The organism is Devosia sp. 63-57 (assembly GCF_001899045.1).
GTDB lineage: Bacteria > Pseudomonadota > Alphaproteobacteria > Rhizobiales > Devosiaceae > Devosia > Devosia equisanguinis.
On record NZ_MKUY01000005.1, the window covers coordinates 1,218,560 to 1,245,259 of the forward strand.

Below are 26,700 nucleotides of genomic sequence, written 5' to 3' on the forward strand. Positions count from 1 at the left end.
TGCCAGAGGATAGAAACAGACCCACTATTATCGGAGTCGCCCATGTCCATATCCGCCCCGCTTCCCCTCATCTGCGTTGCCGAGAATGGGCTCGATGCCGCTGGCCTCGACCCGGTCCAGCGCGCCTGGGCCGATCAGCATGGTTTTGCCGGCCAGCGCGGCAAGCTGCTGGCGGTGCCCGGCACCCAAGGGGCCATCGGCGCCTGGCTGTTCGGCATGGGCGGGGATGCCAGGCGCAACCCGCTGCTCACCGGCCTTGCCGCTGCAGGCTTGCCCGAGGGGCACTATACACTCGCCGGTGCATTCGGTGATCCGACCCTGGCCGCCATCGGCTTCCGCCTCGGCGCCTATCGCTTCGATCGCTATCGCGAGGCCAAGCCGGTCCCCACCATCGCGCTGCCTGAGGGCGCCGATGCGGACGAGGTCGAGCGGCAGGTTGTCGCCGCCACTCTGGCACGCGATCTCATCAATACCCCTGCCAATGATCTGGGCCCGGACGCGCTCGAACAAGTGGCCCGCGACTTCGCCGCCAGCCGTGGCATGGCCATTTCTGTCACTTCGGGCGACGACCTGTTGGCCCAAAACTTCCCGCTCATCCACGCCGTCGGTCGCGCTAGCGCCCAGGCCCCGCGCCTCGTCGATCTAACCTGGGGCGACCCCAGCCATCCCAAGGTGACGCTGGTGGGCAAGGGGGTCACCTTCGACACTGGTGGCCTCGACATCAAGAGCGCCGCCGGCATGCTGATGATGAAAAAGGACATGGGCGGCGCGGCAAACATTCTGGGCCTGGCGCATACCGTGGTCTCGGCTGGGCTGCCGGTGCGCCTGCGCGTGCTGCTGCCCATTGTCGAAAACGCCATTGCCGGCAGCGCCTTCCGCCCCGGCGATGTCATCCGCTCGCGAAAAGGCCTCACAGTCGAGATCGGCAATACCGACGCCGAAGGCCGGCTCATTCTCGCCGATGCGCTGGCTCTGGCCGATGAGGAAGCGCCTGAATTGCTCGTCGATATGGCGACCCTCACCGGCGCCGCCCGCGTCGCCCTCGGCCCGGAACTGCCGCCGGTCTATGCCACCGACGACGCCATTGCCCGCGATCTGGCCGCCCTCGGCCTTGCCGCCGAAGACCCGCTCTGGCCCATGCCGCTCTGGGCCCCTTATGACGGCCAGCTGAGTTCCAAGATCGCCGACATCAACAATACCGGCTCGGGCGGCTATGCCGGCTCGGTCACCGCTGCCCTCTTCCTCAAGCGCTTCGTTGCCGAGGCCAAGGCCTGGGTGCATCTCGATATTTTCGGCTGGGCCCCTGAAGCCCGGCCGGGGCGCCCAGTGGGGGCGACCGATCAGGGCATTCGTGCTGTCTATGGCCTGCTGCGTCAACGTTACGGCGCCTGAAACAATATAGTTGACTTACGCAACCATTTGATTGATTTCTTCAAGCAAATGGAGATGCGTAATGGCCAGTTCCGACGACGTTGCCCAGGTTCGCGCGTTCAACCGCTTCTATACGCGCATTATCGGTCTCCTCGACGAAGGCATGCACAAGACCATGCATAGCCTCGCCGAGGCGCGGGTGATCTACGAGTTGAGCCAGGATGGCGTCACCACCGGCTCCCAGATCGCTGCCGGCCTCAACATGGATCGCGGCCAGTTGAGCCGGATGATGAGCCGGCTTGTCGATCAGGGCCTCGTCGCCGTCCTGCCGCGCTCCGGCGATGGCCGCGCCAACCCCATTGCCCTGACACCCGAAGGTCGGGCCGTGGCGGCGCGCCTCAGCGCCATGAGCGACGAAATGGTGTCTTCGGCGCTGCTCGATCCGGTCTCGCCCCTCGAGCGCAAGGACCTCGTTGATGCCATGCGCCGCATCCAGTCCATTCTCGCAGAGCCCGATGCCGCCCCCTTGGTGCTTCGTCCCCCGCGCGTTGGCGATATCGGTTGGCTCATTCATCGCCAGGCGCTGCTCTACAACATCGAGCAGGGCTGGAATGCCGAGTTCGAAATGCTGATCGCGCGCCTCTATGCCGATTTCCACGCCGCACCGGCAGCCCCCGGCAAGGCCCTCTGGGTGGCCAATATCGGTGGCGAGATCGCCGGCTCGGTCTATGTGCTGCCAGCCGCCGAGGCTGACGACACAGCGCAATTGCGCATGCTCTATGTCGAGCCGATGTTTCGTGGGCGCGGCATTGGCGGCACGCTGGTAGAGGCGGCCGTGGCCTTCGCCCGCAATGCAGGCTACCGCCGCATCATGCTCTGGACCCAGGACTGCCTGGTCTCCGCCCGCCGTATCTATCAGGGTGCCGGCTTTGAGCTGGCCAAAGAGGAACCGCACCGCTCCTTCGGTGCCGACCTCAATGGCCAATATTGGGTTCTTGAGTTTTAGCTGGTCGGCAGCAGGTCGATGCCTAGTGTCTGCTCCACTGTCTCTGTCACCACGGTGCCGCTCTTGGGAAACAGCAGCGGCGCCATGGCAAAGCCCACGACCACCAGGGCGACCATGCCCCAGCCGGCCCATTTCTTGTGCTTCTCGATGAACTCGCCCGCGACCGGGCCGAAGAAGTAAAACAACCCGCAGGGCACGAAATAGCGCAGGCCCCGGCCGATAATGCTGAACAGCACGAAGGTCCAGATATCGAGCCCCGCCACGCCGCTGGTGATGGTGATCACCTTGTAGGGTATGGGCGAGAGCGCGCCGATCATGATCATCAGCGGCCCGTTTTCCACGAAGCTGAGCCGCAACGATTCGAAACCGTCGCCGGCGCCGTAGAAGTCGATGATCGCCCGGCCAACAGTGTCGAACAGGAAATAGCCGATGGCATAGCCCGCCAGCCCGCCTGTTACTGAGGCGATGGTGCAGATGGTCGCCAGCCGCCAGGCGCGCAACCGGTCGGCAATGATCATGGGGGCGAGCATGATTTCCGGAAAGACCGGAATGATCATGGCTTCGAAAAAGCACAGCGCTGCGAGGATGGGTTCCGCCAGCCGGTGTTTGGTGGCCAGCTTCAGGCGATCGTAAAAGCCAATCTTGGTGGTCGCTGCGCTATCTGTCATTCAGTCACTTCTGAAAATGGAGTGTCCAACATGCTGTCTGCAAATCTGCCGCAGCGCCAGTGAAATTTGCGTCAATATCCCCGCGCCCGATCCACCACATTGGGCAGCGCGCCACCCGCCTGATGCGCCTCGATGATGCGGGCGAAATAGCCGACGCAACTCGAAAGGTCGGAAACCGCAGATATGTGCGGAGTGATGTAGCAATTCTCGATATCCCAGAGCGGACTGTCCGCCGGCAGCGGCTCGGTCTCGAACACGTCGAGGCTGGCCGCCCCCAGCGTGCCGTCGCGCAACGCGTCCACCAGATCGGCCTCGCGCTGGTGCTTGCCCCGCGCCGCATTGATCACCACCGGACCACCCGGCAGCACCCCGCGCCGCAGCTTGCCGAAGGTCGTACGATTGAGAATGCCGGCGGTATCGGCGGTCAGCGGCAATAGATTAACGAGAATATCGGTGCCGGAGAGAAAGGCGTCAAACTCCGCCGCGCCGGAAAAACTCGTAACGCCGGCGATCGCCTTGCGGCTCCGGCTCCATCCGCGCAGGTCAAAGCCCAAAGGCGCCAGAGCCTCTGCGGCGCGCTGCCCCAACTCCCCCATCCCCATGATCCCGACCGTCACTTCGCGCGCCAGCGGCGGCTTGATCTGATCCCAGCGATGCGCCCGCTGTGCTGACCGGAAGCTGGTGAACAGCCGCTGATGCATGGTGACGTGAGCCACGACATAGTCGCTCATGCGCTGGCTTAGGTCATCGGCGACAAAGCGCACCACCGGTGCCGCGGGCAGGCGCGGATGCTGCATCAGCGCATCGACGCCGGCCCCCATGGACAGCACCGCCTTGAGATTGCCGAGCCCCTCGAAGGCATCTGGCCCCGGCTTCCAGGCGAAGATGTAGTCGACCTCCGCGGGATCATGGCCGTCCCCATGCTGCACGACGGGGTAGGGCGCCAAGGTTTCGGCAAACGCCGTAGCCCAGGGGGCTTGGTCCTGGCCGGTCACATGCACCAAGAGCATCGGGCACCTCACAAGAAAAAGAGCCGCGCTGTGGGGCGCGGCTCGAAAAATCGATTGGACGGAACCAGGCGTTACTGGCCCGACGTCGTCGCCGGAGCCGGGGTAGTTGCCGGTGCCGGGGTAGTTGCCGGTGCCGTCGTCGTGGCCGGTGCCGTCGTCGTGGCCGGGGCGCTGTCGGTCGGGGTGCCCACGACCGGGGTGTCGCTCTGGGTGGTCGTCGGCGTCTGCGTCACCGCTTCGGGGGCCGTAGTCGGTGCCGTCTCGGCAGCCGGTGCGGTCACTTCGGCAGGCACGACGTCGGTTGCCGGCGCGGTTTCGGCAGCCGGTGCTGCGTCAGCGGCAGGCGCCGCTTCTTCGGCGGCCGGGAAAGGCACCGGATCGGGCGACAGGGTCTGCAGATAGGCCAGGATGTCGGCACGTTCCTCGGCGGTGCGCACACCGGCGAAGTTCATCTTGGTGCCGGGCGCATAGGCCTTGGGATTGGTCAGGAAGGTGTTGAGGTTCTCATAGCTCCACACCTGGCCCTCGGCCTTCTGCTGCTGCAGAATGTCCGAATAGGCGAAGTCGGGCATATGGGCCTTGGTCGCACCGACGATGTGATAGAGGTTCGGACCCTGCTTGTTGGGCTCGCCTTCACCGAAATTGTGGCACGACTGGCACTTGCGAACGGCCGCGGCGCCACGATCGACGCTGGCGCTGGCCAGCAGCACGCCCAGCGGGATTTCGGGTGCAGCTTCGACCGGGGCACCGGCTTCGGCAATTTCGGGCTCGGGCAGGGCATAGCCCGGACCACGGCCCTCGATCGGGTGGTAGATGGCTTCGGCCAGAAAGCCGACACCCATCACGAACAACAGCGTGCCGAGGACGGCGCCGGTAATCTTGTTTAGCTCGAACGAATCCATTTGGTCTCTCTGCCGGTCCATCCCCTATGGACGAATATGTCTGGCTAGCCCACATTTTGTTTCCCCAATAGGGAAAACGGCCTCAACCGGCCAGCCCGACGCGCGCGGAAGATAGTATCAAGGCTTATGTGGCGCAACAGGTCAAAGCCCTGGTGCGACAATTCCCCCATCTCAATGATCGCGCTACGCGTCTTGTGCCCACATTGACAGCTTGGCGGCCCCGCGTCAAAAGCCGGGGGCCTACCATTTCTGGACACAACCATGAGCAAGAAGATCGCGTTTCAGGGCGAACCCGGGGCCTTCAGCCACGCCGCCGCCGCCAATGTCTTTCCGGGCGATGATTTCGTGGGCTGCGTCACCTTTGAGGAAACCCTGCAGGCCGTGCAGTCTGGCCGTGCCGATTTCGCCGTGGTTCCGGTCGAAAACTCGCTTTATGGCCGCATCACCGACATCCACCACCTCTTGCCCGAAAGCGGCCTCTTCATCATCGGCGAGACTTATCTGCGCGTCGAGATGACCCTGCTCGGCGTGGCCGGTGCGCGTCTTGAGGACATCAAGGCGGTCCAGTCGCTGTCCGTGGCCTTGGGCCAGTGCCGCAAATTCATCTCGGCCAATGGCTTCCGCACCATCAATGCGGTCGATACCGCCGGCTCCGCCCGCGAAATTGCCCAGAAGGCCGACAAATCCGTCGCCGCCATCGCCTCCCGCTTTGCTGGCGAAATCTATGGCCTGGACGTTCTTGCCTCCAATATCGAAGATGCTGACCACAACACCACGCGCTTCCTGGTGCTCTCGCCCACCGAAAAGCTGGCGCCGCAACAGGGCAAGGTGAAGACCACCTTCGTCTTCCGCGTCCGCAACGTTCCTGCAGCGCTCTACAAGGCCATGGGCGGCTTTGCTACCAATGGCGTCAACATGACCAAGCTCGAAAGCTACATGGTCGGCGGCGCCTTCACCGCCACTCAGTTCTATGCCGACATCGAGGGGCATCCCGACGATATCGGCGTCCAGCACGCCTTCGACGAGCTGAACTTCTTCACCGACTATTTCCGCATCCTGGGCGTCTATCCCGCCGCCACCGACCGCTGAAGCAGCCGCTCCCCAAACAAAAGCCGCGCCCTCCACCCGAGCGCGCGGCTTTTTATTTTGATGCTGTCCGCCACGCCAGCAACTGGCGTGGCGAAGCAGGTTCTTAGGCAGCCAGGCCCAGGAAGTCTCCTGCGGTCAGCTGCTTCTGACCGATCAGCATGATCTCCACATCGGCGACGGTGTCGCCGTTGACATCCGCGAAGATCACCGTGTTGGCGTCGACGAACGAGAAGGTCACGCTGTGAGCCAGTGTGGCGGCGTTCTGCCCGCCAAAGCCGAAGTCCTGGTTGCCGGCGAGGGTGATATTGGCATCGAGCAGGCGCAGGTCGATCTTGTCCACGCCGACGGCGAAGTCGGTGATCGTGTCGCGCGCGCCCGACCGGCTGTCATTGACCGTGGTGAACATGAAGATGTCGGCGCCGCCATTGCCGGTCAGCGTATCCGCGCCGCCATTGCCGCGAAGGACATTGCCCTGGTCATTGCCGATGATAAAGTCGTTGCCGGCCCCGCCGAAGGCATTCTCGATGACCACGCCGGTGCCGATGACGAACTTGCCGGCCGCAATGGTCGAGGTTTCCCCGGCATTGAGGTTGATCGACACCGAGCCGCTGACCGCTGCGGCGTTGATCAGGTCGACACCGGCGGCATCGGTCACGGTCCGCTCGCCGGTATAGGCATCGGTCAGGACATATTGATTGTCCTGCGTCACTTCCGAGCCCCAGGCCCGCACGGTCAGCGTCTCGAAGCGCGAGACTTCGCCGGTCACCTTGTCGATCAGCTTGAGCTTCCATTCACCGGCGCTCTGTTCGCCGAAGAAGGCGGTGGCGCCGATTTGGAAGGTTTCGGGCCATGGCGTGTCGGCCGCACCGGCGGCGGCGTCGGTGTCCTTGGACAGCGGCTGGTCGAACAGCACGATGGTCGTGCCATTGGGCGAAGTGATCTCGGCCCGCAGCTGGCTCGGCGTATTGCTGTTCAGCTTGAGGTCGAATTCCATGCGCTCGATGATGACATTCTTGTTCAGCGTGGCGGTCGCGGTCGTGCCGTTGGGGTCATTGTCCGGAATGTCGGCTGCCGCACTGGCGCTCGTGCCTTCGGCGCTCACCCAGTTGGCCGCGGTCTTTGCCGCGTCCACCCAGGACGCTGCCAGGCGCACGGCGGCCGAGATATCCACGAGACCAAAACCGATGTCGCGCGAGAAGGCGAGGCCGCCGAAATTGACCAGATTGCCGGTCAGCACCGTGTGGTTGTTCGGCTCGATCACCCGTGCCGTCATGGCGAGAATGTTCGCAACGTCACGGAAGCCCAGCAGCGGATTGGCCTGCAGCATCAGCGCTGCGGTCGCGCCCACGATCGGGCCCGAATAGGAGGTGCCAAAGTTCTGGAAGGCATAATTGCCCGCTGCCCCGGCCTGGGTATTGTAGCCGGCCGCGCCAGTGATATCGGCAGAGACCAGGCCAAAGCCGGAATTGACCGATTGCGCCTTGTCGGTGGGATTTTCACCGCCAAAGGCCGAGACCAGCACCGACGCGCCAGGGGTGGTGTAGCTGGACTTCTGGCCCAACTCGTTCACCGCGCCGACCGAGATGATGTACTTGTTGTTGGTGGTCCCGGTCATCGCCGCATCGGCGTTGTTCGGGCCTTCATTGCCCGCCGATACCTCGATCACGGTGCCCAGGCCATTGCGGCCTTCCTTGGCGCCCTTCTCGATGGAACGTAGGTAGAGATAGTCTTCGCTCTGCTGGTCAGTATTGGGACCGACGAAGAAGTTTTCCGAAAAGGCAGGGTCCTTGCCGAACGAATTCACCCACACATCGGCTTTCACGATGTCGGTCAGGTGATTGTAGAGCTTGGGCACACTGGTATTGTTGCCCTTGGACAGCGCCAGGCCCGACACCAGCTTTACATCGGGCGCAATGCCGACCATGCCAATGCCGTCATTGGCGGCCATGCCGACGATAGAGCCGACGACCGTGCCATGACCATGGGCTTCCGGATCCGGAGTATAGGCACCGCCCTGAGCCGCCGTGGTGGGCGTAGACAGTGCATCCGGCCCCGTAGCGCCGTTTACCGAGTTGTATGTAAGATCGGCGAGGACGTTCTTGACCATCGACTCGTGCTTGAGGTCGAGGCCATCATCGTTGATGACCACGCGAACGCCCTTGCCGGTGTACCCATCTGCCCAGGCGCCCGCAATGTTGAGGTCAAGGAACTTGTTGGGTTTTACGTCACCATCGGCATAACGCTGCCCGGTATTCTTGAGATACCACTGCGCTGCAATCAGAGGGTCGTTTAGCGCGTCGATGTCGAGCTTGGCGAGGTCGCCGTGCTCGAAGGATGTACCCAGAAGAATGGGCAGGCCGCCCGTGCCGCCCTTGATCGGGTCGCCCGGATTGGCGATCTTGTCGATGACCACCTGCCGGATGGCATCGGTGGTGGGCATGGTCGTCATCACGTTCGAAAGGAAGCCGCGGGCCTCGTTGGTATCGCTCGAGGTGAAGGTGGCCTGGAACGGCGCCTTGCCGAAATTGGGGTCGGCGAAACTGCGGCCATCGGCGATTTCGGTGAAAATCTTGGCGGCAGCTTCCCGGTTCTGGCTGATGGCGCGGTCGGAATCATTGGTCGAGCCACGTGCGCCGGCGAGCAGATAGAAGGGCAGCTCCGCGATGTCGAGGCCGCCATCGGTCACTCTGGAAATCCAATAGGCGCGGCCTTCCGTGTCGGGATTGCGCGCCAGGAACGCATTGTAGATGCGATCCACGACCTGCCCGACCTCGGTGCCGATGCCGCCCATGATCGCCTGCGATTCATCGGACGCCCACATGCTGCGCGCGATCGGCACGATATTGCCGCCCAGCGGCCCCTCGAGCTGGTCCGCCCAGTAGCGCAGCCCCTCGGGGTCGGCAGGGCGATTGAGATAGGTGATATAGAGTCTCGAGATGATCTCGTAAGATTGTGCACTTGCCATGTTTGGCCCCAGTTGACTGCCTGATCAGTCGCCCGACGCAGCGTTCCCGGAGCAAACGAACCATCATAAAAACCGCCGGACCAGTTAGGCACGGCGGCGCAATGCCGGTTCGAATACTATAGGCTCAGCGCGACGGCGAAGTGATTGCTCCCTATGCAATCAACGCAGCGCATGAGCACAATGCTTCCTGTCCCTGAAAGCGCCCAGCGGCCTGCATGACTGCACCATTACGCTGATGTTAAGCATAATTACGCGCAATCGGGATTTTCTCCATGTTGAGAAAATAATCCCTCTGGCATTCTCTCCTGATTCGGCGGGTGTGCCACGATCCCGCCATAAAGGCGCGAATCAGCCTTCGTTCTCGGGGGGTACATCCCCCCGCTGCGCCAGGCTCTTGGGCAGGTCGGGGGCGCCTTCGACGCGGTCGCGGAACAGGGTGGCGCGGGCGAGCAGCATCAGGGTGATCGGGGTGGTAATGGTCACGAACAGGAAGATCGCGATCTCGTGCAGCACCAGGCGCTGCTGCGTCAGCGTGAAATAGATGGCCGAGCCGAAAAGGATCAGCCCGCCGCCCATGCTGGTGCCCATGGTGGGCGCATGGATGCGCAGGTAAAAATTGCCCAGCCTGACCAGGCCTAGGCAGCCGGCCATGGTCAGCAGCGCGCCGATGACCACCAGAGCCGACACCAGAATGGAAAGCCAGAGGGGCAGGTCCTCGATCATTCGATCACCTCGCCGCGCATGAGGAATTTCGCCAGCGCTACCGTGCCCACGAAACCGAGCAGTCCGATCAACATGGCCAGCTCGAAATAGACCTGCGAATTGGTGCGGATGCCCAGCGTGATCAGCATCAGCAACGCCACCACATAGAGCGCATCCAGCGCCAGGATGCGGTCCTGCGCGCGTGGCCCCATCACCATGCGATAGAGCGTGGCCAGCATGGCGATGCCGAGCATGAACTGGGCGGCAAACAGGCTCCAGAAGAGAATGGCGGTGCTCATTGGAAAATCTCCAGCAGCAGCGATTCGTAGCGGTTCTTGATGGTTTCGACCCAGTCGTCTGCATCGACCAGGTCGAACACATGGATGAGGACCACGCTGCGGTCGCGGTCATATTCGAGCCAGGCGCTGCCCGGCGTGGCAGTGATCAGCGTCGCCAGCACCGCCAGAGCGAAAGGATTGGTCAGTTCCAGCTTCATCTCGACAAAGCCGGCCGTCGGCCTGGGCCGCGGATGCAGCAGTACCCACAAGACCGCCATGTTGGAGCGGATGATATCCAGCCCCGCGACGAAGACCAGTTGCAGCACCTTGAGGGGCCGGCGCACCGTAAGCGGCTCCGGGATCACCGCATTGGCGAGCATCGACACGCCGATGGCAATCACCGCGCCCAGCAGCATGTGGCCGAGGCCAGCGGATTGCTGCAGCACCAGCCAGAAGATGAACAGCACGACGGCCAGGATGGGGTGGGGAAGGATCTTGCTCATCCCTGGCCTCCCTGCGGCAGCACCACGTCGATATAGCCGGTGGGCGAATGCAGGAACATTGCGGTTTCGCCCAGGAAGGTCATGGCCGGTCCCGCCGCCACTGCCATCAGTACGCACAGCGCCAGGAGAGCGACGATCGGCGCAATCTCCATCGGCCTTAGCCGCAGCGAGCCTTCCGGCAACGACGTCCAGAAGATGTTGATGCCGTTACGGACCATCGAGATGAGCACGAAGAGCCCGGATACGATCACCGCGCCGATAAACCACCAGGTGGCGGCCGAGGGCGCCCCTTCGGCATTGATCGCCGCCGAGATCATGGTGAATTTGGCGAGGAACCCGGAGAGCGGCGGCAGGCCGGCCATGACCAGGGCCGCCACGGCAAAGCACCAGCTGATCAGCGTTGCCGCCGCCGGAATGGTGCGGCTGACTTCCTGGTCTTCGTCCAGTTGCTCGTCCTCGTCACCATAGAGTTCGAGCGACACGGCGAGAACCTGTGCTTCGGCCGGCAGGATCTGGTCGATCACGTCCTTGAGCAGGAAGAGCGCACCCGCAGCCAGCGTCGCAACGACCACATAATAGAGCGCTCCGGTGGTCACCCCCGGCGCATTATAGGCGACGGCCAGCAGCAGCGTTCCGGCCGAAACCAGAATGAGATAGCTCGCCAGCCGGTCCAGTGCCTTGCAGGACAGGGCCCCGATACTGCCATAGGCGATGGTGGCCACGCCGATGAAGAGCAGCGTGTTCTGCCCGAACGTATATTCCGGACCTGTGCTATTGGCGAAGACCAGCGTCCAGAGCCGCAGAATGGCGTAAAAGCCCACCTTGGTCATCACCGCAAACAGCGCCGCCACCGGTGGCGCGGCCGCCGAATAGGTATTGGGCAGCCAGAAATGCAGCGGCCAGGCGCCGGCCTTGATCAGGAAGGCGACGCCAAGCACGGCGGCGCCGGCTTCGAACAGGCCGCGATCCTCCGCCGCAATGGTGGGGGCCACGCGGGCGATATCGGCCATGTTGAGCGTTCCGGTCGTGCCATAGATCAGCGCCACGCCGATCAGGAACAGGAACGAGGCAACCAGGTTGATGGCGATATAGTGCAGCGCCGAGCGCACCCGGTTGCGGCCGCCGCCATGCAGCACCAGCCCATAGGAGGCGGCCAGCAGCAGTTCGAAGAAGACGAAGAGATTGAACAGGTCGCCGGTGAGAAAGGCGCCGTTCAGCCCCATGGTCAGTGCATGGAACAGCGGGAAGAAATTGGTGCCCTTATTATACCAGCGCGCCGAGGCATAGACGAGCGAGGCCAGGGCCAGGATCGAGGTGGTCAGCACCATCAGCGCGGCCAGCCTGTCGGCCACCAGCACGATGCCGAACGGCACCGGCCAATTGCCGAGCGGATAGACCGCGGCGGCCGCGCCGCCCGACTGCGCCAGCACCACGAACAGCAGCAGCGACACCAGCACCAGGATGACACTGAAGGCGATGTTGAGCCCCAGAACCCGCGATTTGGTACGCATGTCGCCCAGCACCAGATTGGCGATGGCGGCAGCCATGGGGACGAGGATGGGCAGGATGGCGATATGGTTCATGCCCGTCATCTCAGTTCCCCTTGCCGTCGACATGGTCATTGCCGGTCACGCCACGGGCGGCCAGCATGACGACGAGGAACAGGGCAGTCATGGCAAAGCCGATGACGATGGCGGTCAGCACCAGCGCCTGCGGCACCGGGTCGGTATAATCGGCAGGGTTGGCGTCCGATCCCGACAGAATAGGGGCAGCGTCCATGCGCAGCCGGCCCATGGCCAGGATAAACAGGTTCACCGCATAGGACACCAGCGACAGGCCCACGATCACCTGGAAGGTGCGTGGACGCAGCAGCAGATACACCCCGGAAGCGGCCAGAACGCCGATGGCAATGGCGAGCGTCAGTTCCATTTGTCGAGCCCCTCCCGGATCTTGGGCTTGGACGACCCCGCCGCCTTCGGGCGACGGATGGATTGGTGGGCAAGCGCGATAAGCATGAGCACCGTGGCGCCGACCACCAGCGCGAAGACGCCGAGATCGAACAGCAGCGCTGTGGCCATTGGCACCTTGCCGATCAGCGGAATATCCGCATAGGCAAAGGCCGAGGTCAGGAAGGGGGCGCCCAGCGCCATGGCGCCGAGACCCGTCAAGAGTGCCAGCAGCAACCCCCAACCGATCCACAGTACCGGCAGGATGCGCAGGCGCTCCTCCACCCAGCGTGTTCCGCCCGCCATATATTGCAGGATGAAGGCCAGCGACATGACGATGCCGGCGATGAAGCCGCCGCCCGGCAGATCGTGGCCGCGCAGGAACATGTAGATGGCCACCACGATGATCACCGGGAACAGCCAGTTCATCATCAGCGCTGGAATGCGCAGGAAGTCGTCGGCCACGTGCTGGCCCGACCCATTGGCATATTCGTCGAGTACCCGCTGCTGCTCCGGCCGTTCCACGCTGTCGGCTGCCGGGCGGAAACGACGCAGCAGCGCGAACACCGTCAGCGCCACCATGCCCAGCACGGTGATTTCGCCCATTGTGTCGAAGCCGCGGAAGTCCACCAGCATCACATTGACCACATTGGTGCCGCCACCCTCGCTATAGGCATTGGCGAGGAAGAAGTCCGAAATGCCCTCGGGGGCCTGGCGGGTCATGATGGCGTAGCTGGCGACCGCCGTGCCGATGCCCACGAGGCTGGCCAGGGTGAAGTCGCGATAGCGCCGGAAGCGGGTCGGCCAGTTGAGGTCCTCGGCGACCGGCATGCGCTTGGGCAGCCAGCGCAGGCCGAGCAGGATCAGGACCGTGGTGGCGATCTCCGCCAACAACTGGGTCAGCGCCAGGTCGGGCGCCGAGAACCAGGCGAAGGTGATGCAGGTTGCGAGCCCCGCGCCGCCGAGCAGGATCATAGCCACGAGGCGATGGAACTTGGCCTGATGCGCCGCGGCAATAGCGCTGATGCAGCCCAGAAGCCAGATGATCCCGAGAATGGGGTCGAAATTGTCGGGCAGTGGCAAATTGCCGAGTTGCGCCCAGCCGGCGCCGGTGCCGGCGCACAGCGCCAGCAGCACCACGATGAAGATCTGTGGTTGCAAGCGGTTGGTACCGAACACCGACACCACCTTGCGGGCCCAGCGATTGGTGGCGGTCACGAGGATACGCTCGAACACGCGTTGCCCGCGCAGTCCCCGGGTCAGCGGCACACCGTCGATATTCCGCAGGCGCCGGTAATAGGGCACATAGATAATGGCCCCGCCCACCAGCGCGATCAGGCTCATCACCAGCGGCAGGTTGAAACCGTGCCAGATCGAGAGGCTGTAATATGGCGTTTCCGGTCCCAGCACCGATTGCACGGCGGCGGCAAGGTAGGGGCCGATGGTGATGCCGGGAATGATGCCGACGGCCAGGCAGATCAGCACCAGCAGTTCCACCGGGCGGCGCATCAGCGCCGGCGGTTCGTGCGGTACCACCTCGAGCTCGGTCGGCGGCGGCCCGAAGAACACGCCGTGCACGAACTTGATCGAATAGGCCACGCTCAGCATGCCGGCCAGCGTCGCGCCGATTGGCAGGGAGAGATTGACGAAGATATTGGGGTCGAACTCCGCCGTCTCGGTAAAGAACATTTCCTTTGACAGGAACCCGTTCAACAGCGGCACGCCGGCCATGGCGGCGCTGGCGATGATGGCGAAGGTGCCGGTAACCGGCATGAACTTGATCAGCCCGCTGAGCTTGCGCACGTCGCGCGTCCCGGCCTCGTGGTCGATAATGCCCACGGCCATGAACAACGAAGCCTTGAAGGTGGCGTGATTGGCGATGTGGAAGATGGCGGCCACCGCGGCGAGCGGTGTTCCCATGCCGAGCAGGGTGGTGATCAACCCCAGATGGGAAATAGTCGAATAGGCGAGCAGGCCCTTGAGATCGCGCTGGAACAGCGCGGTATAGGCCCCGAAGATGAGCGTCACCAATCCCGTATATGTGACGATCCAGAACCACAGCTGGCTGTCAGACATCACCGGCCAGAACCGGGTGAGCAGGAATACACCGGCCTTCACCATGGTGGCCGAATGCAGATAGGCCGAAACCGGCGTCGGCGCCGTCATGGCATTGGGCAGCCAGAACTGGAAGGGGAACTGCGCGCTCTTGGTGAAGGCGGCGAGCAGGAACAGGATCAGCGTCACCGGATAGAGCGGGTGCTCGACGATCATCGAGCCCGAAGCCAGCACCACGTCGAGGTCATAGCTGCCCACGATATGGCCGATAAGCATCATCGAGACGAACAGCGCCAGCCCGCCCGTGCCGGTGATGATCAGCGCCATGCGCGCGCCGTCGCGGGCATCGCTACGGTGATACCAGTAGCCGATCAACAGGAACGAGACGAGGCTGGTCAGCTCCCAGAAGATGGCAAGCTGGATGATATTGCCCGACATGACCAGGCCCAGCATGGCGCCCATAAAGGCCATCAGCAGCGCGTAAAAGCGCGGCACCGGGTCCTTGGGCGACATGTAGTAGCGCGCATAGAGCACCACCAGAAGGCCGATAAAGGTGATGAGCACGCAGAACAGCCAGGCCAGCCCATCCATGCGGAAATTGAGCGTCAACCCAGCCGAGGCGATCCAGTCCAGCTTGTAGGTGACGACGCCGCCATCGGTAATGGCGGGGAACAGGAAGATGGTCAGCAGTAAACAGATACCGGCTACCGTGCCGCCCAGCCATGCCTCGCCGTTTCGGGCTCCGGCGGGCATTGCCACCGCGATCAGGCTGGTCAGGAACGGCAAGGCCCAAATGAGCGTGAGGGCAATGTCGGTTGGCATCGTGTTTCGCGACTACTCCACTAGTGTTGATCACTCTCTGCCTAAACGGTGAAGTGCGGATCGGCAACCCACACCAAATGCATATAGGGGCAAGTTTTTTGAAATTTTTGGCATCGCGTCAATTCGCCTCCCTCTCGATGTCGCGATGATGACAATCGGCGGGCTTCGACTTCAGTCGCGCGCGCCGTTTCTGCCCGTCCCCTATGCTCAGCATCCCCGCCATTGCTGTCGATTGCCCTATGCCGCGCCCGGCAATGGCGTTGACACGCTGGCGGCCCCCGCTATGGTCCGCGCCAGTTACATTCAGGATGCCGCCATGTCGCACGCCCAGCTTGCCCAGATCATCGACACCGCCTTCGAAAACCGCGCCGACGTCAATTTCGGCACGACTGGTGAAATTCGCGATGCCGTCAACACCGCGCTCGACCTGCTCGACAGTGGCAAGGCCCGTGTCGCCGAGAAGGTCGATGGACAGTGGCAGGTCAACCAGTGGCTGAAGCGCGCCGTGCTGCTCTCCTTCCGTCTCAACGACAACGTGCCCATGACCGGAGGACCGCAGGGGTCGACCTGGTGGGACAAGGTGCCGACCAAGTTCGAAGGCTGGAGCGAGAACCACTGGCGCGAAGCCGGCTTCCGCGCCGTGCCCGGCGCCATCGTGCGCAAGTCCGCCTTCATCGGCAAGAACGCCATTCTCATGCCCAGCTTCGTCAATCTGGGCGCCTATGTCGATGAAAGCACCATGGTCGACACCTGGGTGACCGTCGGCTCCTGCGCCCAGATCGGCAAGAATGTGCACCTCTCGGGCGGTGTCGGCATTGGCGGCGTGCTCGAGCCGCTGCAGGCCGGCCCCACCATCATCGAGGACAATTGCTTCATCGGCGCCCGCTCCGAAATCGTCGAGGGCGTCGTGGTCGGCGAGGGCTCGGTTGTCTCCATGGGCGTCTTCATCGGTGCCTCCACCAAGGTGGTCAACCGCCATACCGGCGAAGTCCATATCGGCAGGGTGCCGCCCTATTCCGTCGTCGTTTCCGGCAGCCTCCCGGGCAAGCCGCTCCCCGATGGCACGCCGGGCCCGAGCCTTTACTGCGCAGTCATCGTCAAGACCGTCGACGCCCAGACGCGCTCCAAGACCGGCATCAACGAGCTGCTGCGCGACTGATCGAACGCGCTTTCGCCCGCGAGAGGACTGCAATATTGTGCCGGGGCCGGATGGGTCCCGGCACATTTGGTTTTTGGGAGGGGATAACCATGGATATCAAGTCGATGTTTCTCGCCAGTTCCGGCCGCATTTCGCGCCGTACCTGGTGGTTCGGCACGCTGATGCTGATCGCGGCCAGTCTGGTCATCAATCTTGTCCTGGCCCTGGTCGGGCTTGGGGTGAGTTCGTGGATGCCTCTTATCGTTTATCTGCTGATGATCTACCCGGCCTATAATCTCGGCCTCAAGCGTCGGCACGACCGCGATAATCCCGGTCAGGACTATCTCATTCTCCTCGCCGGCTCAGCCGTCTTCACCATCCTGCAGAGCTTGGGAATCGGTTATAGTCCGGTTGATCTGGGCAACGGCTTCGTCGGCATGATGCCCGATCTCTGGATGTCGTTGCTGCAACTGGCCTTCGCCATTTTCGGCATCTACATGCTGGTGCAGCTGGGCTTCCTCAAGGGCACCACCGGCGACAACAGCTACGGGCCCGATCCGCTGGCCTGATTTTTCCAGCCGACAAGGACGGCAAGCCATTCGTGACTGATCTTTCGACCGACTATGCCGTCCGCCTGCTCGAACGCCTCATCGCCTGCCGCTCGGTCACCCCCGAAGCAGCGGGCGTGCAGGATTTGCTCGCCCACGAACTCACCGAACTCGGCTTTGCCGTCACGCGCCTGCGTTTTGAGGGCGATGGCTCCTATCCCGTCGATAATCTCTTTGCCACGCGCGGGCAGGGCGGCCGCCGCCTGCTCTTTGCCGGCCATACCGATGTGGTCCCCCCCGGCGATGTCGCCAACTGGACCGCCGACCCCTTCGTGCCCCGCCATGCCGATGGCAAGCTCTATGGCCGCGGCGCCGCCGACATGAAGTCAGGGATTGCCGCCTTCGTCGCCGCCTGCGCCGCCACACCGCCCGAAGCCGGCACCATCCAGCTCGCCATCACCAATGACGAGGAAGCCGACGCCATCAACGGCACCGAGAAGCTGGTGGCCTGGATGGCCGAGAACGGCCACGCCTTCGATTTCGCCATTGTCGGCGAACCCAGTTCGGCCCAGACCCTGGGTGACAGCATCAAGATCGGCCGCCGTGGCTCGTTCTCCGGCAAGGTCACCGTCACTGGCACGCAAGGCCATGTCGCCTATCCCGACAAGGCCAACAATCCGCTGCCCGTGCTGGCCGCCATCGTCACCGCGCTGTCCAGCGAGCGGCTCGACACCGGCACCGACCATTTTCCGGCCTCCAATCTCGAGGTCACCACCATCGATGTCGGCAATCCCACCTCCAACGTCATCCCGATGAGCGGCACGCTGCGCTTCAACATCCGCTACAATGACAGCTGGACCCCGGACACGCTGGCCGATTGGGTCCGCTCCCGCATCGCCACTGTGCCCGCCAATGGCACCACCATCGCTTTCGAAGTGTCCGGCATCCCCTCGCGCGCCTTTCTGTCGCCGCTTAGCGCCGATATAGAAACGCTTTCGGCCGTTATTGCCGAGCGCAATGGGCGCCCGCCCGAATATTCCACCGGCGGTGGCACTTCCGATGCGCGGTTCATCGCCCAATATGGGCCGGTGGTGGAATGCGGCCTGGTGGGTCCCTCTATGCACAAGGCCGACGAGCACATCGCCGTCGCCGATCTCACCGGGCTCACCGAAATCTATCACCGCTTCATGCAGCTCTATTTCTCCGGGGCAGGGCGATGAAAATCTGGGCGCTGCTCAGCGCCGCCTTTGCCGGCTGGGTCGAGATCGTGCGGGGCGAGGCCGATTGGCGTCGCCATTTCGTCATCACCATGCCCGGGCTTGTCACGGCGCTGGTGCTGTTCCTGGTCTTCGCCTTCCTTTCGGTGGTCGTCGCCTCCACCAGCGTCGGCATCCCTACCCTTTCGGGCTTCATCGCCGTCATGCTGGTGCAGGCCCTGGGCATTGCTGCCCTGGTCATCGGCCTCTATGCCACGCGCATGATGGTGCCGACCGAAGCGAAGCTGCTCGATGCTCTGGTCCCCGGCGTCTATCTGCTGGTGCTCTACATTATCCTGGGCACCATATTGTCGCTGTTCGGTGGCGCGGTCCTGCTGCTGCTCTGGGCCATCATGGCCGTGCTGCTCTATCGCCTTGGGCGCATGGCCGCAGGCTGGTCGCTCGGCGTTTCGGTGGGCTTCGCACTTCTTACCCTGGTCCTCCTTGTCGGCATGCCCCTGACGCTCTACATGCTAACCGGACCCACCGCCGCTCCCGCCGCCTAAGACGAGACCAAAGCCCTTGGCCCAGCCTTCCCAGACATTTTTCGACGAAGCCACCAATGCCGTGCGAGGCTGCTGGGCCCTGATCACCGGCAAGCGCAATGCGTCGGCCTGGTTCGATTTCTCCCAGCGTGGTCTGGTGGGCAGTTTCGTCGCCGTGCTGATCGCCATGCTGCTGGCCGGCTTTGGCCCCATGTTGCTGGGCATTCCGGTGCGCGCCGGGGCGCCCACCCAGTCGATCATCGTCAACGCCATCCTCTTCGCCGCCCAGGCCGGCATGGCCTGGATCGTGCTGCGGCAAATGGGCCGTCAGGACGGCTTCGTGCCCTATCTCGTCGCCACCAATTGGGTGACCCTGGTCTCGGGCGTGCTGCTGCTGATCTCGCTGTTCTTCGGCGAACTCGGCCTCATCGTGCTGCTCGCCGTGGTGATCGTGGCCATTCTGACCTTCGTCAATATCGGCCGCTTCATCGTCACCCTCTCAGCCATCCAGATCGGCCTGCTCTTCGTGTCCCAGGCCGTCGGCGTCTTCCTGGCCCTGGGGATCGTCGCCATCTTCCTGCCGGTGCCGACCGTCTAGTTCACTTCGAACTGAGGTGCACTCGGTGCTCCTTCGCATCCCTGCTTGAGGCAGGGCTGTCGCATATGCGTTTGAGCGTGCTGCACACCCCCTCCCAAGCTCGCCCGTCAAGGGGGGGCGCATCGCGTTTGGGGTGAGATTTTGCCAAAGACACGGCCCGAACTCCCTCCCCCCTTGAGGGGGAGGGCCGGGGTGGGGGGTGGTTCAGTAGCCCACCGATGCACCCCTCCCTCATTCCCTCCCCTCACGGGGGGGGGAGGCGAAAGGGTTGAGAGTTCATTTCAGTTTGAAATGACGTAGTTAGGTCTGGCCGTTGGATCAGTAATCCACGCCGGTCAGATAGAGCCCGCTTGCCGGCGCCATCGGGCCGCAGCGGGTGCGGTCGGCGGCGTCGAGCGCGGCGCGGAAATCGGCGGGGCTCCATTTCCCCTCGCCCACCAGCTTGAGCGATCCGACCATCGAGCGCACCTGATGGTGCAGGAACGAGCGGGCGCTGGCGGTGACCGAAATCACCTCGCCATCTCCGGTCACATCGAAGGCGTCGAGCGTGCGGACCGGCGAATTGGCCTGGCACTCTGCCGAGCGGAAGGTGGAGAAATCGTGCTGCCCCAGGATCAGCTGCGCAGCAATATGCATGCGGTCCACATCGAGCGGCTTGGCAACGTGCCAGACCTGGTTGCGCTCGATCGCTGCCGGAGCCCGGCGGTTGAGAATGCGATATTCATAATGCCGCGCCTTGGCCGAAAACCGCGCCTCGAACTCTTGGCCAACCGCCGCGCAGTCGATCACAACCACCGGATGGGGCCGCAGATGATAGTTGAGCGCCTCGCGAATGCGGAACGGGTCCCACTCTTTGCCGAGGTCGAAATGCGCCACCTGGCCCAGGGCATGCACGCCGGCATCGGTGCGCCCGGCCGCCTGCGTCACCACCACCTCGCCGGAAAATCTTGCAACGGCCTCTTCCAGCGCCTGCTGCACGCTCATCCGGTCCGCCTGCCGCTGCCAGCCGCAGAACGGGGTTCCGTCATATTCGATGATGAGCTTGTAGCGTGCCATCAGCTGACTGTGGCCGGCAGCGGTCCGGCGCCGCGGAGGAAAGTGCCAGCGTCCATAGCGCCCTTGCCTTCGCGCTGCACCTGGATCAGCCGCACCGCGCCCGTGCCGCAGGCAATGGTCAGTCCATCCCCGATCAGCGCGCCCGGCGCGCCGCTACCCTCGACAAGGCTCGAGCGCAGCGCCTTGATGCGCACCGGCTTGCCGCCCAGTTCCAGCTCGAACCAGGCCCCCGGAAACGGCGAGAGCCCGCGAATGCGGTTATGCACCTCATCGGCGCTTTGGGAAAAATCGAGCCGGGCCTCGGCCTTCTCGATCTTGGTCGCATAGGTCTCGCCGCTTGGCGGCTGCGGGGTGAAATCGAGGCTGCCGCGCTCCAGCGCCGCCAGCGCACGGCCCATCAGGTCGGCCCCGACGCGCATCATCTGGTCGTGCAATTCGCCCGCCGTCATCTCCGGCCCGATGGCGATGATCTCGGTCGGCCCCATGGCGCCGGTGTCGAGCCCTTCATCCATCTGCATGACCACGATGCCGGTCTGCTTGTCGCCCGCCATGATAGCGCGCTGGATCGGCGCCGCCCCGCGCCAGCGCGGCAGGAGCGAACCATGGAGGTTAAGACAACCATATTCTGGCGCGTCCAGCACCGGTTTGGGAAGGATCAGCCCATAGGCCACCACCACCGCAACCTCGGCATCGAGGGCCGCAAACTGCGCCTGCTCGGCCTCGCCCTTGAGCGATCGTGGCGTGAAAACCGGAATGCCGAACGCCTCGGCCGCTTCATGCACCGGGCTCCGGCGCTCGGCCTGTCCGCGCCCCGCCGGCTTTGGTGCCCGCGTATAGACCGCCACCACTTCATGCCCCGCCGAGACGATCTCGGTCAGCGTCGGTACGGAAAATTCGGGCGTACCCATGAAAACGACGCGCATGCCCGGAGCCCTTCGATCTGGATGCTTGTTTTATCGTCATTGCCCGGCTTGATCGGGCAATCCATCGGCGGTTGCCTGGATCACCGGGTCAAGCCCGGTGATGACGGTATTCAACGCGACAGTGTTCGATTACCGCGCCGCCAGCTTGGCCTGCTTGTCGAATTTCTTGATCACGCGATCACGCTTCAGCCGGCTCAAATAGTCGATATAGAGCACGCCATCGAGGTGATCGAGCTCGTGCTGAATGCACACCGCCAGCTTGCCCTCGGCGTCCTTGGTGACTTCCTTGCCCTCGAGATCGGTATAGGTCACCGACACTTCATTGGGCCGCTCGACCTCGTAATAGAGCTCGGGAATCGACAGGCACCCCTCTTCGGTCACCTGCATCTGCTCACCAAAATGGGTGATTTCCGGGTTGATCATCACCAGCGGGGCAGGGGGTTCGCCCTCGCCGGCCAGGTCCATCACCACGATACGCTTGAGCACGCCGATCTGCGGCGCGGCCAGGCCAATGCCCGGCGCGTCATACATGGTGTCGAGCATATCCTTGGCCAGCGTCTTGATCTCGTCGTCGACCTCGACGATCGGATCGGCAACGGCGCGCAGACGCGCATCGGGAATGATCAAAATTGGGCGGATGGCCATGGCAGGGAGTCCGGCAAAAATGGGATTGCCCCCGATATGGCGATTTCCGCCGGTCCGGTCAACCATATGGCACCGCGATAGAACATTCTGTGAACGCCCGAATCGATCTAGATAGAGAGCATGGACAGCACTCTCTTCACCCTCGGCGATACGCCCATCAGCCTTGTCAGCGCCATGGCGGCCGCTGTCGGCCTTGTGGTGGTGCTCTTGCTGGTGCTGCTGCTCTCGGCCCTGCGCTCAGGCCGCGAACGCGCCGCCGAGGCGCTCGCGCAGCAAACGCGCTCGGCCGAGCTTGAGCGCCATCTGGCCGGCCTGATGCAGGTGCAGTCGGAAATGACGGGCCGCATGCAGACCATGTCCGAGATTTTCGGCTCCCGCACCTCCGACCTCGCCAGGCTGGTCAATGAACGGCTGGATTCAACCTCCCAACGCGTCGGACAGGCCCTGCAGGAGACTAGGACCCGCACCGACGAGGGCCTGAGCAAGCTGCATGAACGCCTCGCCGTCATCGACCGCGCCCAGTCCACGATTTCGGCGCTGTCGTCCGAAATCGTCTCGCTGCAATCGATCCTCTCCAACAAGCAGACGCGTGGCGCCTTCGGGCAGGGGCGGATGGAAGCCATCATCGCCGATGGCCTTGCCCCCAATGCCTATGCCTTCCAGTCGACGCTCTCCAATGGCTCGCGTCCCGATTGCGTCGTGGTCATGCCCAATGGTGCGCCGTCGCTGGTCATCGACGCCAAATTCCCGCTCGAAAGCTGGCAGCGCCTGAGCACGGCTTCCTCCCCCGAGGAATTGCGTCAGGCCCAATCCGGCTTCCGCGCTGATCTCGGCGTCCACATCAAGGCCATTTCGGAAAAATACCTGATCCCCGGCGAGACGCAGGACACGGCCTTCATGTTCGTGCCGTCCGAATCGATCTTCGCCGATCTGCATGAGCATTTCGAGGACGTGGTGCAGCGCGCCGCGCGCGCCCGGGTGGTGATCGTGTCGCCCGCCCTGCTCATGCTCTCGATCCAGGTCATCCAGGCGCTGTTGCGCGACGTGCGCATGCGCGAGCAGGCCCATCTCATCCAGAAGGAAGTGCGTGAGCTCTTGGCCGACATCACCCGCCTCGACGAGCGGGTCAATCGTCTCCAGACCCATTTCACTCAGGCGCAAAAGGACATTGGCGACATCGTCATTTCGTCGGGCAAGATCGCCCGCCGCGGCGACCGCATCGACGCCATGGATTTCGAAGACCAGCCGCGCCTGACCGAGGACTGATCAGGCGCTTTTCCGATCACATTCCCGCCGCCACCGAACCGACCCTCTGCCCCCGCGTTGAGCCAGCAACCCAACCCATGGAGGCCAAGATGGCTCAGCCCCGCGACAATTCCGATGCCCTTATCCCCGTCGATGCCGTACTCGACGCCGGCGATCAGCCGGTCCTGTCCTTCCCCTATAGTCAGGACGAGATCGAGGATCTGCTCTATGGCGCCGACCGGCCGGTAGAAGAGCGCATGCAGCGCCTGCGTGACATGCGCGAGGAACTGGTGGCGCGCGAAAGCGGCGATTTCGGCGACCAGGACCCCAAGGCCATCATCGAGGAAATCGACCGCGCGCTCGAGGAGTTGCAGGCCGATAGCAACTATGCCGATGAAAACGGCGCACTCGATGCCGCCATTGCCATCGATCCTAACGACCATCTCGACGCGCTGTCGCCCGACGATGTCGAAGCCCGCCAGGCCCTGACCGGCGAGGAAGACGAGGACAGCGACGAGAACTTCGACGCCGAGCTCGAGGACGACGAGCTCAACGAAACGCTCGGCCTGTAATAGGCGAAGGCCGCCTAAATCTGCGTGCGGGCCTTGAGCGCTTGGCTCAGCGTGCCCTCGTCCAGATAGTCGAGCTCCCCGCCCACCGGCACCCCATGGGCCAGGCGGCTCACCTTGACGCCGCTGCCGTCCAGCCGGTCGGTGATGTAATGTGCCGTGGTCTGGCCCTCCACCGTGGCATTCATCGCCAGGACGATCTCGGCATAGTCAGCCGCCCGCGCGATCAGCGCATCGAGGTTGAGATCGTCTGGCCCGACCCCATCGAGTGGCGACAGCACGCCGCCCAGTACATGATAGCGCACCTGGCCGACGCCCGCTCGCTCCAGCGCCCAGAGATCGGCCACATCCTCGACCACGATCAGCATGCCGCTCTCGCCGCGCCTGGGGTCCGAGCAGATCGAGCAGGGGCTCATGGTGTCGATATTGCCGCAGACCTCGCAGGTGCGCACGGCAAGCACCGCCCGGTCCAGCGCCGCCGATAGCGGCAGCATGAGCTGGTCCTTCTTCTTGATCAGATGCAAGACCGCCCGCCGCGCCGAGCGCGGGCCCAGGCCCGGCAATCGGGCCATCAGCTGGATCAACTGTTCGATTTCCGGTCCGCCGGATGCCATTTCAGTTCACCGGATCGCCCTCTCCCTTGTGGGAGAAGGTGGCGCGCAGCGCCGGATGAGAGGTGAGCGGCACTTAGGCCGCTCGACTTTGCTTTGCTCTAAGGCCTAGAACGGAAACTTCATGCCCGGCGGGATCGGCAGGCCGGCTGTCACGTCCTGCATCCGCCGCTGCATCTCGGCTTCGCTCTTGCTCTTGGCGTCGGTAAAGGCGGCGACGATCAGGTCTTCCACCATCTCGGCATCTTCGGGCTTGAGCAAGCTGGGGTCGATCTTGATCCCGCGCACATCGCCCTTGCCGGACAGCGCCACCGTTACCATGCCACCGCCTGAACGTCCTTCCACCACCAGCTCAGCAAGCTCGGCCTGCATGGCCTCCATCTTGCCCTTCATTTCGCTAGCGGCTTTCATCATGCCCATGATGTCTTTCATTCGTCGTCCTCTTCGATCGGGGGCGCCGGCAGGGCCTCGGCAACGGCGGCCTCGTCGCGCACCGTCACATTGACCAGCTTGGCGCCGGGAAAGGTATCCATGATGGCTTTGACCAGCGGATCGTCATGTGCCGCCTGTGTCGCCGCCTGCTTCTTCTGCTCGTTTTCCTGGCGGATGGTCAGACCCTCGGGGGCCTTGGTCGACACCATTACCAGCCAGCGTTCGCCGGTCCAGGCCTGCAGCCGGGCCGAGAGCGTCGCGATCATGCCGGGGTCGGCACCATCGGCCAGCGCCACCTCGATGCGACCCTGCTCAAAGGAAATGGGGCGCATCTGCCCTTCCAGCGCCAGTTTCACCAGCACGTCGCGCTTGGCCTGCGCCAGGGCGATCAGATCCTTGTAGCTGGTCAACGTGGCAAGCGCCGGCTGCGCCACCGCCTGTGGACGCGTCACCGGATTGGGCGTACTCACCGCCACTTCCATCGGGGCCGGGCTGTGCTGCATCGCCTCGACCCGCATGGCCGACGCGCCGCCCGAAGAGCCCGAAGGTCCGCGCGGCGGTAGGGCCGGTGCGCTCTGGCTCGAAACAGCCACCTGTCCCTGTTGCGTCAGCTTGGCAATCACCTCGTCGGGGCTGGGCAGATCGGCGGCATAGGCCAGGCGAATGAGCGTCATTTCCGCTGCCTGCAGCGCATTGCCGGCGCGGCTGGTTTCTTCATTGCCCTTGAAGAGGATCTGCCAGGCCCGCGTCAGCGCCCGCATCGGCAGCCTTCCGGCGAGATCGCGGCCACGCGTTCGCTCATCCGGGGTCAGCGCAGCATCATCTGCTGCCGCCGGCACCACCTTGATGCGGGTGACCAGATGAGTGAATTCGGCCAGATCGCCCAGCAGCGTCTGCGGGTCCGCGCCCAGATCGTAGAGCTCGCGCAGCGCTGTCAGCGCCTCCCCGATCTGCCCGCCCATCACATCTTCGAACAGGTCAATGATCCGCGCGCGGTCCCCTAGCCCCAGCATGGCCTTGACCGTGGCCGCCGTCACCGCGCCATTGCCATGGGCAATGGCCTGGTCGAGCAGGCTCAGACTGTCGCGCGCCGAGCCTTCGCCCGCCCGCACGATCATGGCGAGCGCGTCAGCCTCGAAGCCAATGCCTTCCTGCCCGAGGATCTGTTCGAGATAGCTCGACATGATCTCGGCGGGGATGCGGCGCAGGTCGAAGCGCTGGCAACGCGACAGGATGGTGATCGGAACCTTGCGGATTTCCGTGGTTGCGAAGATGAATTTCACATAGGGCGGCGGCTCTTCCAGCGTCTTCAGCAGCCCGTTGAAGGCCGCCGTCGAGAGCATATGCACCTCGTCGATCACATAGACCTTGTAGGGCGCCGAAACTGGCCCGTATTTCACCGAGTCGATGATCTCGCGAATGTCGCCAATGCCGGTATTGCTGGCGGCGTCCATTTCCACCACGTCCACATGCCGCCCCTCGATGATGGCGCGGCAATGATTGCCCTCCACTTCGAGATCGAGCGTGGGATGGCGGCCGCTCGCGTCCTCATAGTTGAAGGCGCGCGCCAGGATGCGGGCCGTGGTGGTCTTGCCGACGCCGCGCACGCCGGTCAGGATAAAGGCATGGTGGATGCGGTTCTGCGCAAAGGCATTGCCCAGCGTCTGCACCATGGCGTCCTGTCCCACCAGGGTGGAAAAGTCGCGCGGGCGATATTTGCGCGCCAGCACCAGATAGGGCGAGGTCTGCTGGTCAGCCATGCCGCTCCTCCGTGCCGCGCTGCATTGGGATTCTGCCTTCGTTCATGTCCGGACCATAGGGCAAGCCGCGTCCTACCGCAAAAGCCTATCGGGGTTTTGCGGGGCGCTCATGCCCAG

The 26,700-nt window shown here is 63.7% G+C and carries 25 protein-coding genes and 1 pseudogene; 10 read left to right on the plus strand and 16 right to left on the minus strand.

What is annotated here, in order from left to right; translation table 11 throughout:
- Positions 1 to 42: 42 nt before the first annotated feature.
- Together BGO80_RS14135 and BGO80_RS14140 are read left to right on the plus strand one after the other, a co-directional pair.
- Positions 43 to 1,392: a leucyl aminopeptidase family protein gene (locus BGO80_RS14135; RefSeq protein WP_286721977.1), complete on the plus strand. Its 1,350-nt coding sequence runs from the start codon at positions 43 to 45 to the stop codon at positions 1,390 to 1,392.
- Positions 1,393 to 1,453: 61 nt separating this feature from the next.
- Positions 1,454 to 2,377 carry a bifunctional helix-turn-helix transcriptional regulator/GNAT family N-acetyltransferase gene (locus BGO80_RS14140; RefSeq protein WP_286721978.1) on the plus strand — a complete coding sequence of 308 codons (924 nt, stop codon included), beginning with the start codon at positions 1,454 to 1,456 and terminating at the stop codon, positions 2,375 to 2,377.
- On the opposite strand, the gene BGO80_RS14145 is transcribed toward BGO80_RS14140, so the two are convergent.
- The 3 genes from BGO80_RS14145 to BGO80_RS14155 all read right to left on the minus strand — a co-directional run bounded on the left by BGO80_RS14145 (position 2,374) and on the right by BGO80_RS14155 (position 4,957).
- Positions 2,374 to 3,045, minus strand: a complete 672-nt coding sequence (locus BGO80_RS14145) for a YqaA family protein (RefSeq protein WP_286721979.1) — start codon at positions 3,043 to 3,045, stop codon at positions 2,374 to 2,376. The genes BGO80_RS14140 and BGO80_RS14145 overlap by 4 nt on opposite strands.
- A gap of 71 nt (positions 3,046 to 3,116) precedes the next feature.
- On the minus strand, positions 3,117 to 4,055 hold the full coding sequence (locus BGO80_RS14150; RefSeq protein ID WP_286721980.1) for a 2-hydroxyacid dehydrogenase: 939 nt from the start codon (positions 4,053 to 4,055) through the stop codon (positions 3,117 to 3,119).
- A gap of 71 nt (positions 4,056 to 4,126) precedes the next feature.
- Complete coding sequence (locus BGO80_RS14155) at positions 4,127 to 4,957, minus strand: c-type cytochrome (RefSeq protein ID WP_286721981.1); 831 nt, start codon at positions 4,955 to 4,957, stop codon at positions 4,127 to 4,129.
- A gap of 261 nt (positions 4,958 to 5,218) precedes the next feature.
- On the opposite strand from BGO80_RS14155, the gene BGO80_RS14160 reads away from it, so the two are divergent.
- Positions 5,219 to 6,046, plus strand: coding sequence for a prephenate dehydratase (locus tag BGO80_RS14160; RefSeq protein ID WP_286721982.1), 828 nt, complete (start codon positions 5,219 to 5,221; stop codon positions 6,044 to 6,046).
- A 103-nt stretch (positions 6,047 to 6,149) separates the two neighbouring features.
- Here the strand turns inward: BGO80_RS14160 and BGO80_RS14165 are convergent, their stop codons facing one another.
- The 7 genes from BGO80_RS14165 to BGO80_RS14195 all read right to left on the minus strand — a co-directional run bounded on the left by BGO80_RS14165 (position 6,150) and on the right by BGO80_RS14195 (position 15,317).
- Positions 6,150 to 9,011 carry a S8 family serine peptidase gene (locus BGO80_RS14165; RefSeq protein ID WP_286721983.1) on the minus strand — a complete coding sequence of 954 codons (2,862 nt, stop codon included), beginning with the start codon at positions 9,009 to 9,011 and terminating at the stop codon, positions 6,150 to 6,152.
- A gap of 348 nt (positions 9,012 to 9,359) precedes the next feature.
- Complete coding sequence (gene mnhG, locus BGO80_RS14170; protein ID WP_126149535.1) at positions 9,360 to 9,734, minus strand: monovalent cation/H(+) antiporter subunit G; 375 nt, start codon at positions 9,732 to 9,734, stop codon at positions 9,360 to 9,362.
- The gene (locus tag BGO80_RS14175) at positions 9,731 to 10,012 is read right to left on the minus strand and encodes a K+/H+ antiporter subunit F (protein WP_126149536.1); all 282 of its coding nucleotides are present in this window, start codon (positions 10,010 to 10,012) and stop codon (positions 9,731 to 9,733) included. Before BGO80_RS14175 ends, mnhG begins: the two co-directional genes overlap by 4 nt.
- The gene (locus BGO80_RS14180; RefSeq protein WP_286721985.1) at positions 10,009 to 10,494 is read right to left on the minus strand and encodes a Na+/H+ antiporter subunit E; all 486 of its coding nucleotides are present in this window, start codon (positions 10,492 to 10,494) and stop codon (positions 10,009 to 10,011) included. Before BGO80_RS14180 ends, BGO80_RS14175 begins: the two co-directional genes overlap by 4 nt.
- Positions 10,491 to 12,086, minus strand: coding sequence for a monovalent cation/H+ antiporter subunit D (locus BGO80_RS14185; protein ID WP_353744210.1), 1,596 nt, complete (start codon positions 12,084 to 12,086; stop codon positions 10,491 to 10,493). Before BGO80_RS14185 ends, BGO80_RS14180 begins: the two co-directional genes overlap by 4 nt.
- Position 12,087: 1 nt before the next feature.
- Positions 12,088 to 12,423 carry a Na+/H+ antiporter subunit C gene (locus BGO80_RS14190; protein WP_126149539.1) on the minus strand — a complete coding sequence of 112 codons (336 nt, stop codon included), beginning with the start codon at positions 12,421 to 12,423 and terminating at the stop codon, positions 12,088 to 12,090.
- Positions 12,414 to 15,317 carry a monovalent cation/H+ antiporter subunit A gene (locus BGO80_RS14195; RefSeq protein ID WP_126149540.1) on the minus strand — a complete coding sequence of 968 codons (2,904 nt, stop codon included), beginning with the start codon at positions 15,315 to 15,317 and terminating at the stop codon, positions 12,414 to 12,416. Before BGO80_RS14195 ends, BGO80_RS14190 begins: the two co-directional genes overlap by 10 nt.
- 316 nt (positions 15,318 to 15,633) lie before the next feature.
- Here BGO80_RS14195 and dapD point away from each other — a divergent pair, with 316 nt between their 5' ends.
- The 5 genes from dapD to BGO80_RS14220 all read left to right on the plus strand — a co-directional run bounded on the left by dapD (position 15,634) and on the right by BGO80_RS14220 (position 19,342).
- On the plus strand, positions 15,634 to 16,476 hold the full coding sequence (dapD, locus tag BGO80_RS14200) for a 2,3,4,5-tetrahydropyridine-2,6-dicarboxylate N-succinyltransferase (RefSeq protein WP_126149577.1): 843 nt from the start codon (positions 15,634 to 15,636) through the stop codon (positions 16,474 to 16,476).
- 89 nt (positions 16,477 to 16,565) lie between these two features.
- Positions 16,566 to 17,024, plus strand: a complete 459-nt coding sequence (locus tag BGO80_RS14205; RefSeq protein WP_286721987.1) for a DUF805 domain-containing protein — start codon at positions 16,566 to 16,568, stop codon at positions 17,022 to 17,024.
- A 32-nt stretch (positions 17,025 to 17,056) separates the two neighbouring features.
- Positions 17,057 to 18,223, plus strand: a complete 1,167-nt coding sequence (gene dapE / locus BGO80_RS14210; protein ID WP_286721988.1) for a succinyl-diaminopimelate desuccinylase — start codon at positions 17,057 to 17,059, stop codon at positions 18,221 to 18,223.
- Positions 18,220 to 18,765, plus strand: a complete 546-nt coding sequence (locus BGO80_RS14215) for a hypothetical protein (protein WP_286721989.1) — start codon at positions 18,220 to 18,222, stop codon at positions 18,763 to 18,765. The genes dapE and BGO80_RS14215 overlap by 4 nt, the downstream gene beginning before the upstream one ends.
- 16 nt (positions 18,766 to 18,781) lie before the next feature.
- Positions 18,782 to 19,342, plus strand: a complete 561-nt coding sequence (locus BGO80_RS14220) for a hypothetical protein (protein ID WP_286721990.1) — start codon at positions 18,782 to 18,784, stop codon at positions 19,340 to 19,342.
- Positions 19,343 to 19,660: 318 nt separating this feature from the next.
- Here BGO80_RS14220 and truA read toward each other — a convergent pair whose 3' ends face one another.
- From truA to def, 3 genes are all read right to left on the minus strand, one after another.
- Positions 19,661 to 20,398 carry a tRNA pseudouridine(38-40) synthase TruA gene (truA, locus tag BGO80_RS14225; RefSeq protein WP_286721991.1) on the minus strand — a complete coding sequence of 246 codons (738 nt, stop codon included), beginning with the start codon at positions 20,396 to 20,398 and terminating at the stop codon, positions 19,661 to 19,663.
- Positions 20,398 to 21,321 carry a methionyl-tRNA formyltransferase gene (gene fmt, locus BGO80_RS14230; protein WP_286721992.1) on the minus strand — a complete coding sequence of 308 codons (924 nt, stop codon included), beginning with the start codon at positions 21,319 to 21,321 and terminating at the stop codon, positions 20,398 to 20,400. The genes truA and fmt overlap by 1 nt, the downstream gene beginning before the upstream one ends.
- 129 nt (positions 21,322 to 21,450) lie before the next feature.
- Positions 21,451 to 21,966, minus strand: a complete 516-nt coding sequence (def, locus tag BGO80_RS14235) for a peptide deformylase (RefSeq protein WP_286721993.1) — start codon at positions 21,964 to 21,966, stop codon at positions 21,451 to 21,453.
- A gap of 120 nt (positions 21,967 to 22,086) precedes the next feature.
- Here def and BGO80_RS14240 point away from each other — a divergent pair, with 120 nt between their 5' ends.
- Together BGO80_RS14240 and BGO80_RS14245 are read left to right on the plus strand one after the other, a co-directional pair.
- Positions 22,087 to 23,232 (plus strand): DNA recombination protein RmuC, encoded by a 1,146-nt coding sequence (locus tag BGO80_RS14240; protein WP_286721994.1) that lies wholly within the window; start codon positions 22,087 to 22,089, stop codon positions 23,230 to 23,232.
- Positions 23,233 to 23,321: 89 nt separating this feature from the next.
- The gene (locus tag BGO80_RS14245) at positions 23,322 to 23,783 is read left to right on the plus strand and encodes a hypothetical protein (RefSeq protein WP_286721995.1); all 462 of its coding nucleotides are present in this window, start codon (positions 23,322 to 23,324) and stop codon (positions 23,781 to 23,783) included.
- Positions 23,784 to 23,797: 14 nt separating this feature from the next.
- Here the strand turns inward: BGO80_RS14245 and recR are convergent, their stop codons facing one another.
- From recR to BGO80_RS14260, 3 genes and pseudogenes are all read right to left on the minus strand, one after another.
- Complete coding sequence (recR, locus tag BGO80_RS14250) at positions 23,798 to 24,394, minus strand: recombination mediator RecR (RefSeq protein WP_286721996.1); 597 nt, start codon at positions 24,392 to 24,394, stop codon at positions 23,798 to 23,800.
- A gap of 105 nt (positions 24,395 to 24,499) precedes the next feature.
- Positions 24,500 to 24,823, minus strand: coding sequence for a YbaB/EbfC family nucleoid-associated protein (locus BGO80_RS14255; protein ID WP_286721997.1), 324 nt, complete (start codon positions 24,821 to 24,823; stop codon positions 24,500 to 24,502).
- Positions 24,820 to 26,604 (minus strand): annotated as a pseudogene (locus tag BGO80_RS14260) (DNA polymerase III subunit gamma/tau); the annotation flags it as partial. The gene BGO80_RS14255 and the pseudogene BGO80_RS14260, both read right to left, overlap by 4 nt.
- Between the last annotated feature and the right edge of the window lie 96 nt (positions 26,605 to 26,700).

Bases quoted from the DNA above. Each gene is read 5' to 3' on its own strand.
- truA (WP_286721991.1), bottom strand. From the start codon at position 20,398: ATGGCACGCTACAAGCTCATCATCGAATATGACGGAACCCCGTTCTGC.
- BGO80_RS14185 (WP_353744210.1), bottom strand. From the start codon at position 12,086: ATGACGGGCATGAACCATATCGCCATCCTGCCCATCCTCGTCCCCATG.
- BGO80_RS14145 (WP_286721979.1), bottom strand. From the start codon at position 3,045: ATGACAGATAGCGCAGCGACCACCAAGATTGGCTTTTACGATCGCCTG.
- BGO80_RS14140 (WP_286721978.1), top strand. From the start codon at position 1,454: ATGGCCAGTTCCGACGACGTTGCCCAGGTTCGCGCGTTCAACCGCTTC.
- BGO80_RS14155 (WP_286721981.1), bottom strand. From the start codon at position 4,957: ATGGATTCGTTCGAGCTAAACAAGATTACCGGCGCCGTCCTCGGCACG.
- dapD (WP_126149577.1), top strand. From the start codon at position 15,634: ATGTCGCACGCCCAGCTTGCCCAGATCATCGACACCGCCTTCGAAAAC.
- BGO80_RS14135 (WP_286721977.1), top strand. From the start codon at position 43: ATGTCCATATCCGCCCCGCTTCCCCTCATCTGCGTTGCCGAGAATGGG.
- mnhG (WP_126149535.1), bottom strand. From the start codon at position 9,734: ATGATCGAGGACCTGCCCCTCTGGCTTTCCATTCTGGTGTCGGCTCTG.
- BGO80_RS14255 (WP_286721997.1), bottom strand. From the start codon at position 24,823: ATGAAAGACATCATGGGCATGATGAAAGCCGCTAGCGAAATGAAGGGC.
- BGO80_RS14240 (WP_286721994.1), top strand. From the start codon at position 22,087: ATGGACAGCACTCTCTTCACCCTCGGCGATACGCCCATCAGCCTTGTC.
- BGO80_RS14205 (WP_286721987.1), top strand. From the start codon at position 16,566: ATGGATATCAAGTCGATGTTTCTCGCCAGTTCCGGCCGCATTTCGCGC.
- BGO80_RS14215 (WP_286721989.1), top strand. From the start codon at position 18,220: ATGAAAATCTGGGCGCTGCTCAGCGCCGCCTTTGCCGGCTGGGTCGAG.
- BGO80_RS14150 (WP_286721980.1), bottom strand. From the start codon at position 4,055: ATGCTCTTGGTGCATGTGACCGGCCAGGACCAAGCCCCCTGGGCTACG.
- BGO80_RS14190 (WP_126149539.1), bottom strand. From the start codon at position 12,423: ATGGAACTGACGCTCGCCATTGCCATCGGCGTTCTGGCCGCTTCCGGG.
- BGO80_RS14245 (WP_286721995.1), top strand. From the start codon at position 23,322: ATGGCTCAGCCCCGCGACAATTCCGATGCCCTTATCCCCGTCGATGCC.
- fmt (WP_286721992.1), bottom strand. From the start codon at position 21,321: ATGCGCGTCGTTTTCATGGGTACGCCCGAATTTTCCGTACCGACGCTG.
- def (WP_286721993.1), bottom strand. From the start codon at position 21,966: ATGGCCATCCGCCCAATTTTGATCATTCCCGATGCGCGTCTGCGCGCC.
- recR (WP_286721996.1), bottom strand. From the start codon at position 24,394: ATGGCATCCGGCGGACCGGAAATCGAACAGTTGATCCAGCTGATGGCC.
- BGO80_RS14160 (WP_286721982.1), top strand. From the start codon at position 5,219: ATGAGCAAGAAGATCGCGTTTCAGGGCGAACCCGGGGCCTTCAGCCAC.
- BGO80_RS14195 (WP_126149540.1), bottom strand. From the start codon at position 15,317: ATGCCAACCGACATTGCCCTCACGCTCATTTGGGCCTTGCCGTTCCTG.
- BGO80_RS14165 (WP_286721983.1), bottom strand. From the start codon at position 9,011: ATGGCAAGTGCACAATCTTACGAGATCATCTCGAGACTCTATATCACC.
- BGO80_RS14180 (WP_286721985.1), bottom strand. From the start codon at position 10,494: ATGAGCAAGATCCTTCCCCACCCCATCCTGGCCGTCGTGCTGTTCATC.
- BGO80_RS14175 (WP_126149536.1), bottom strand. From the start codon at position 10,012: ATGAGCACCGCCATTCTCTTCTGGAGCCTGTTTGCCGCCCAGTTCATG.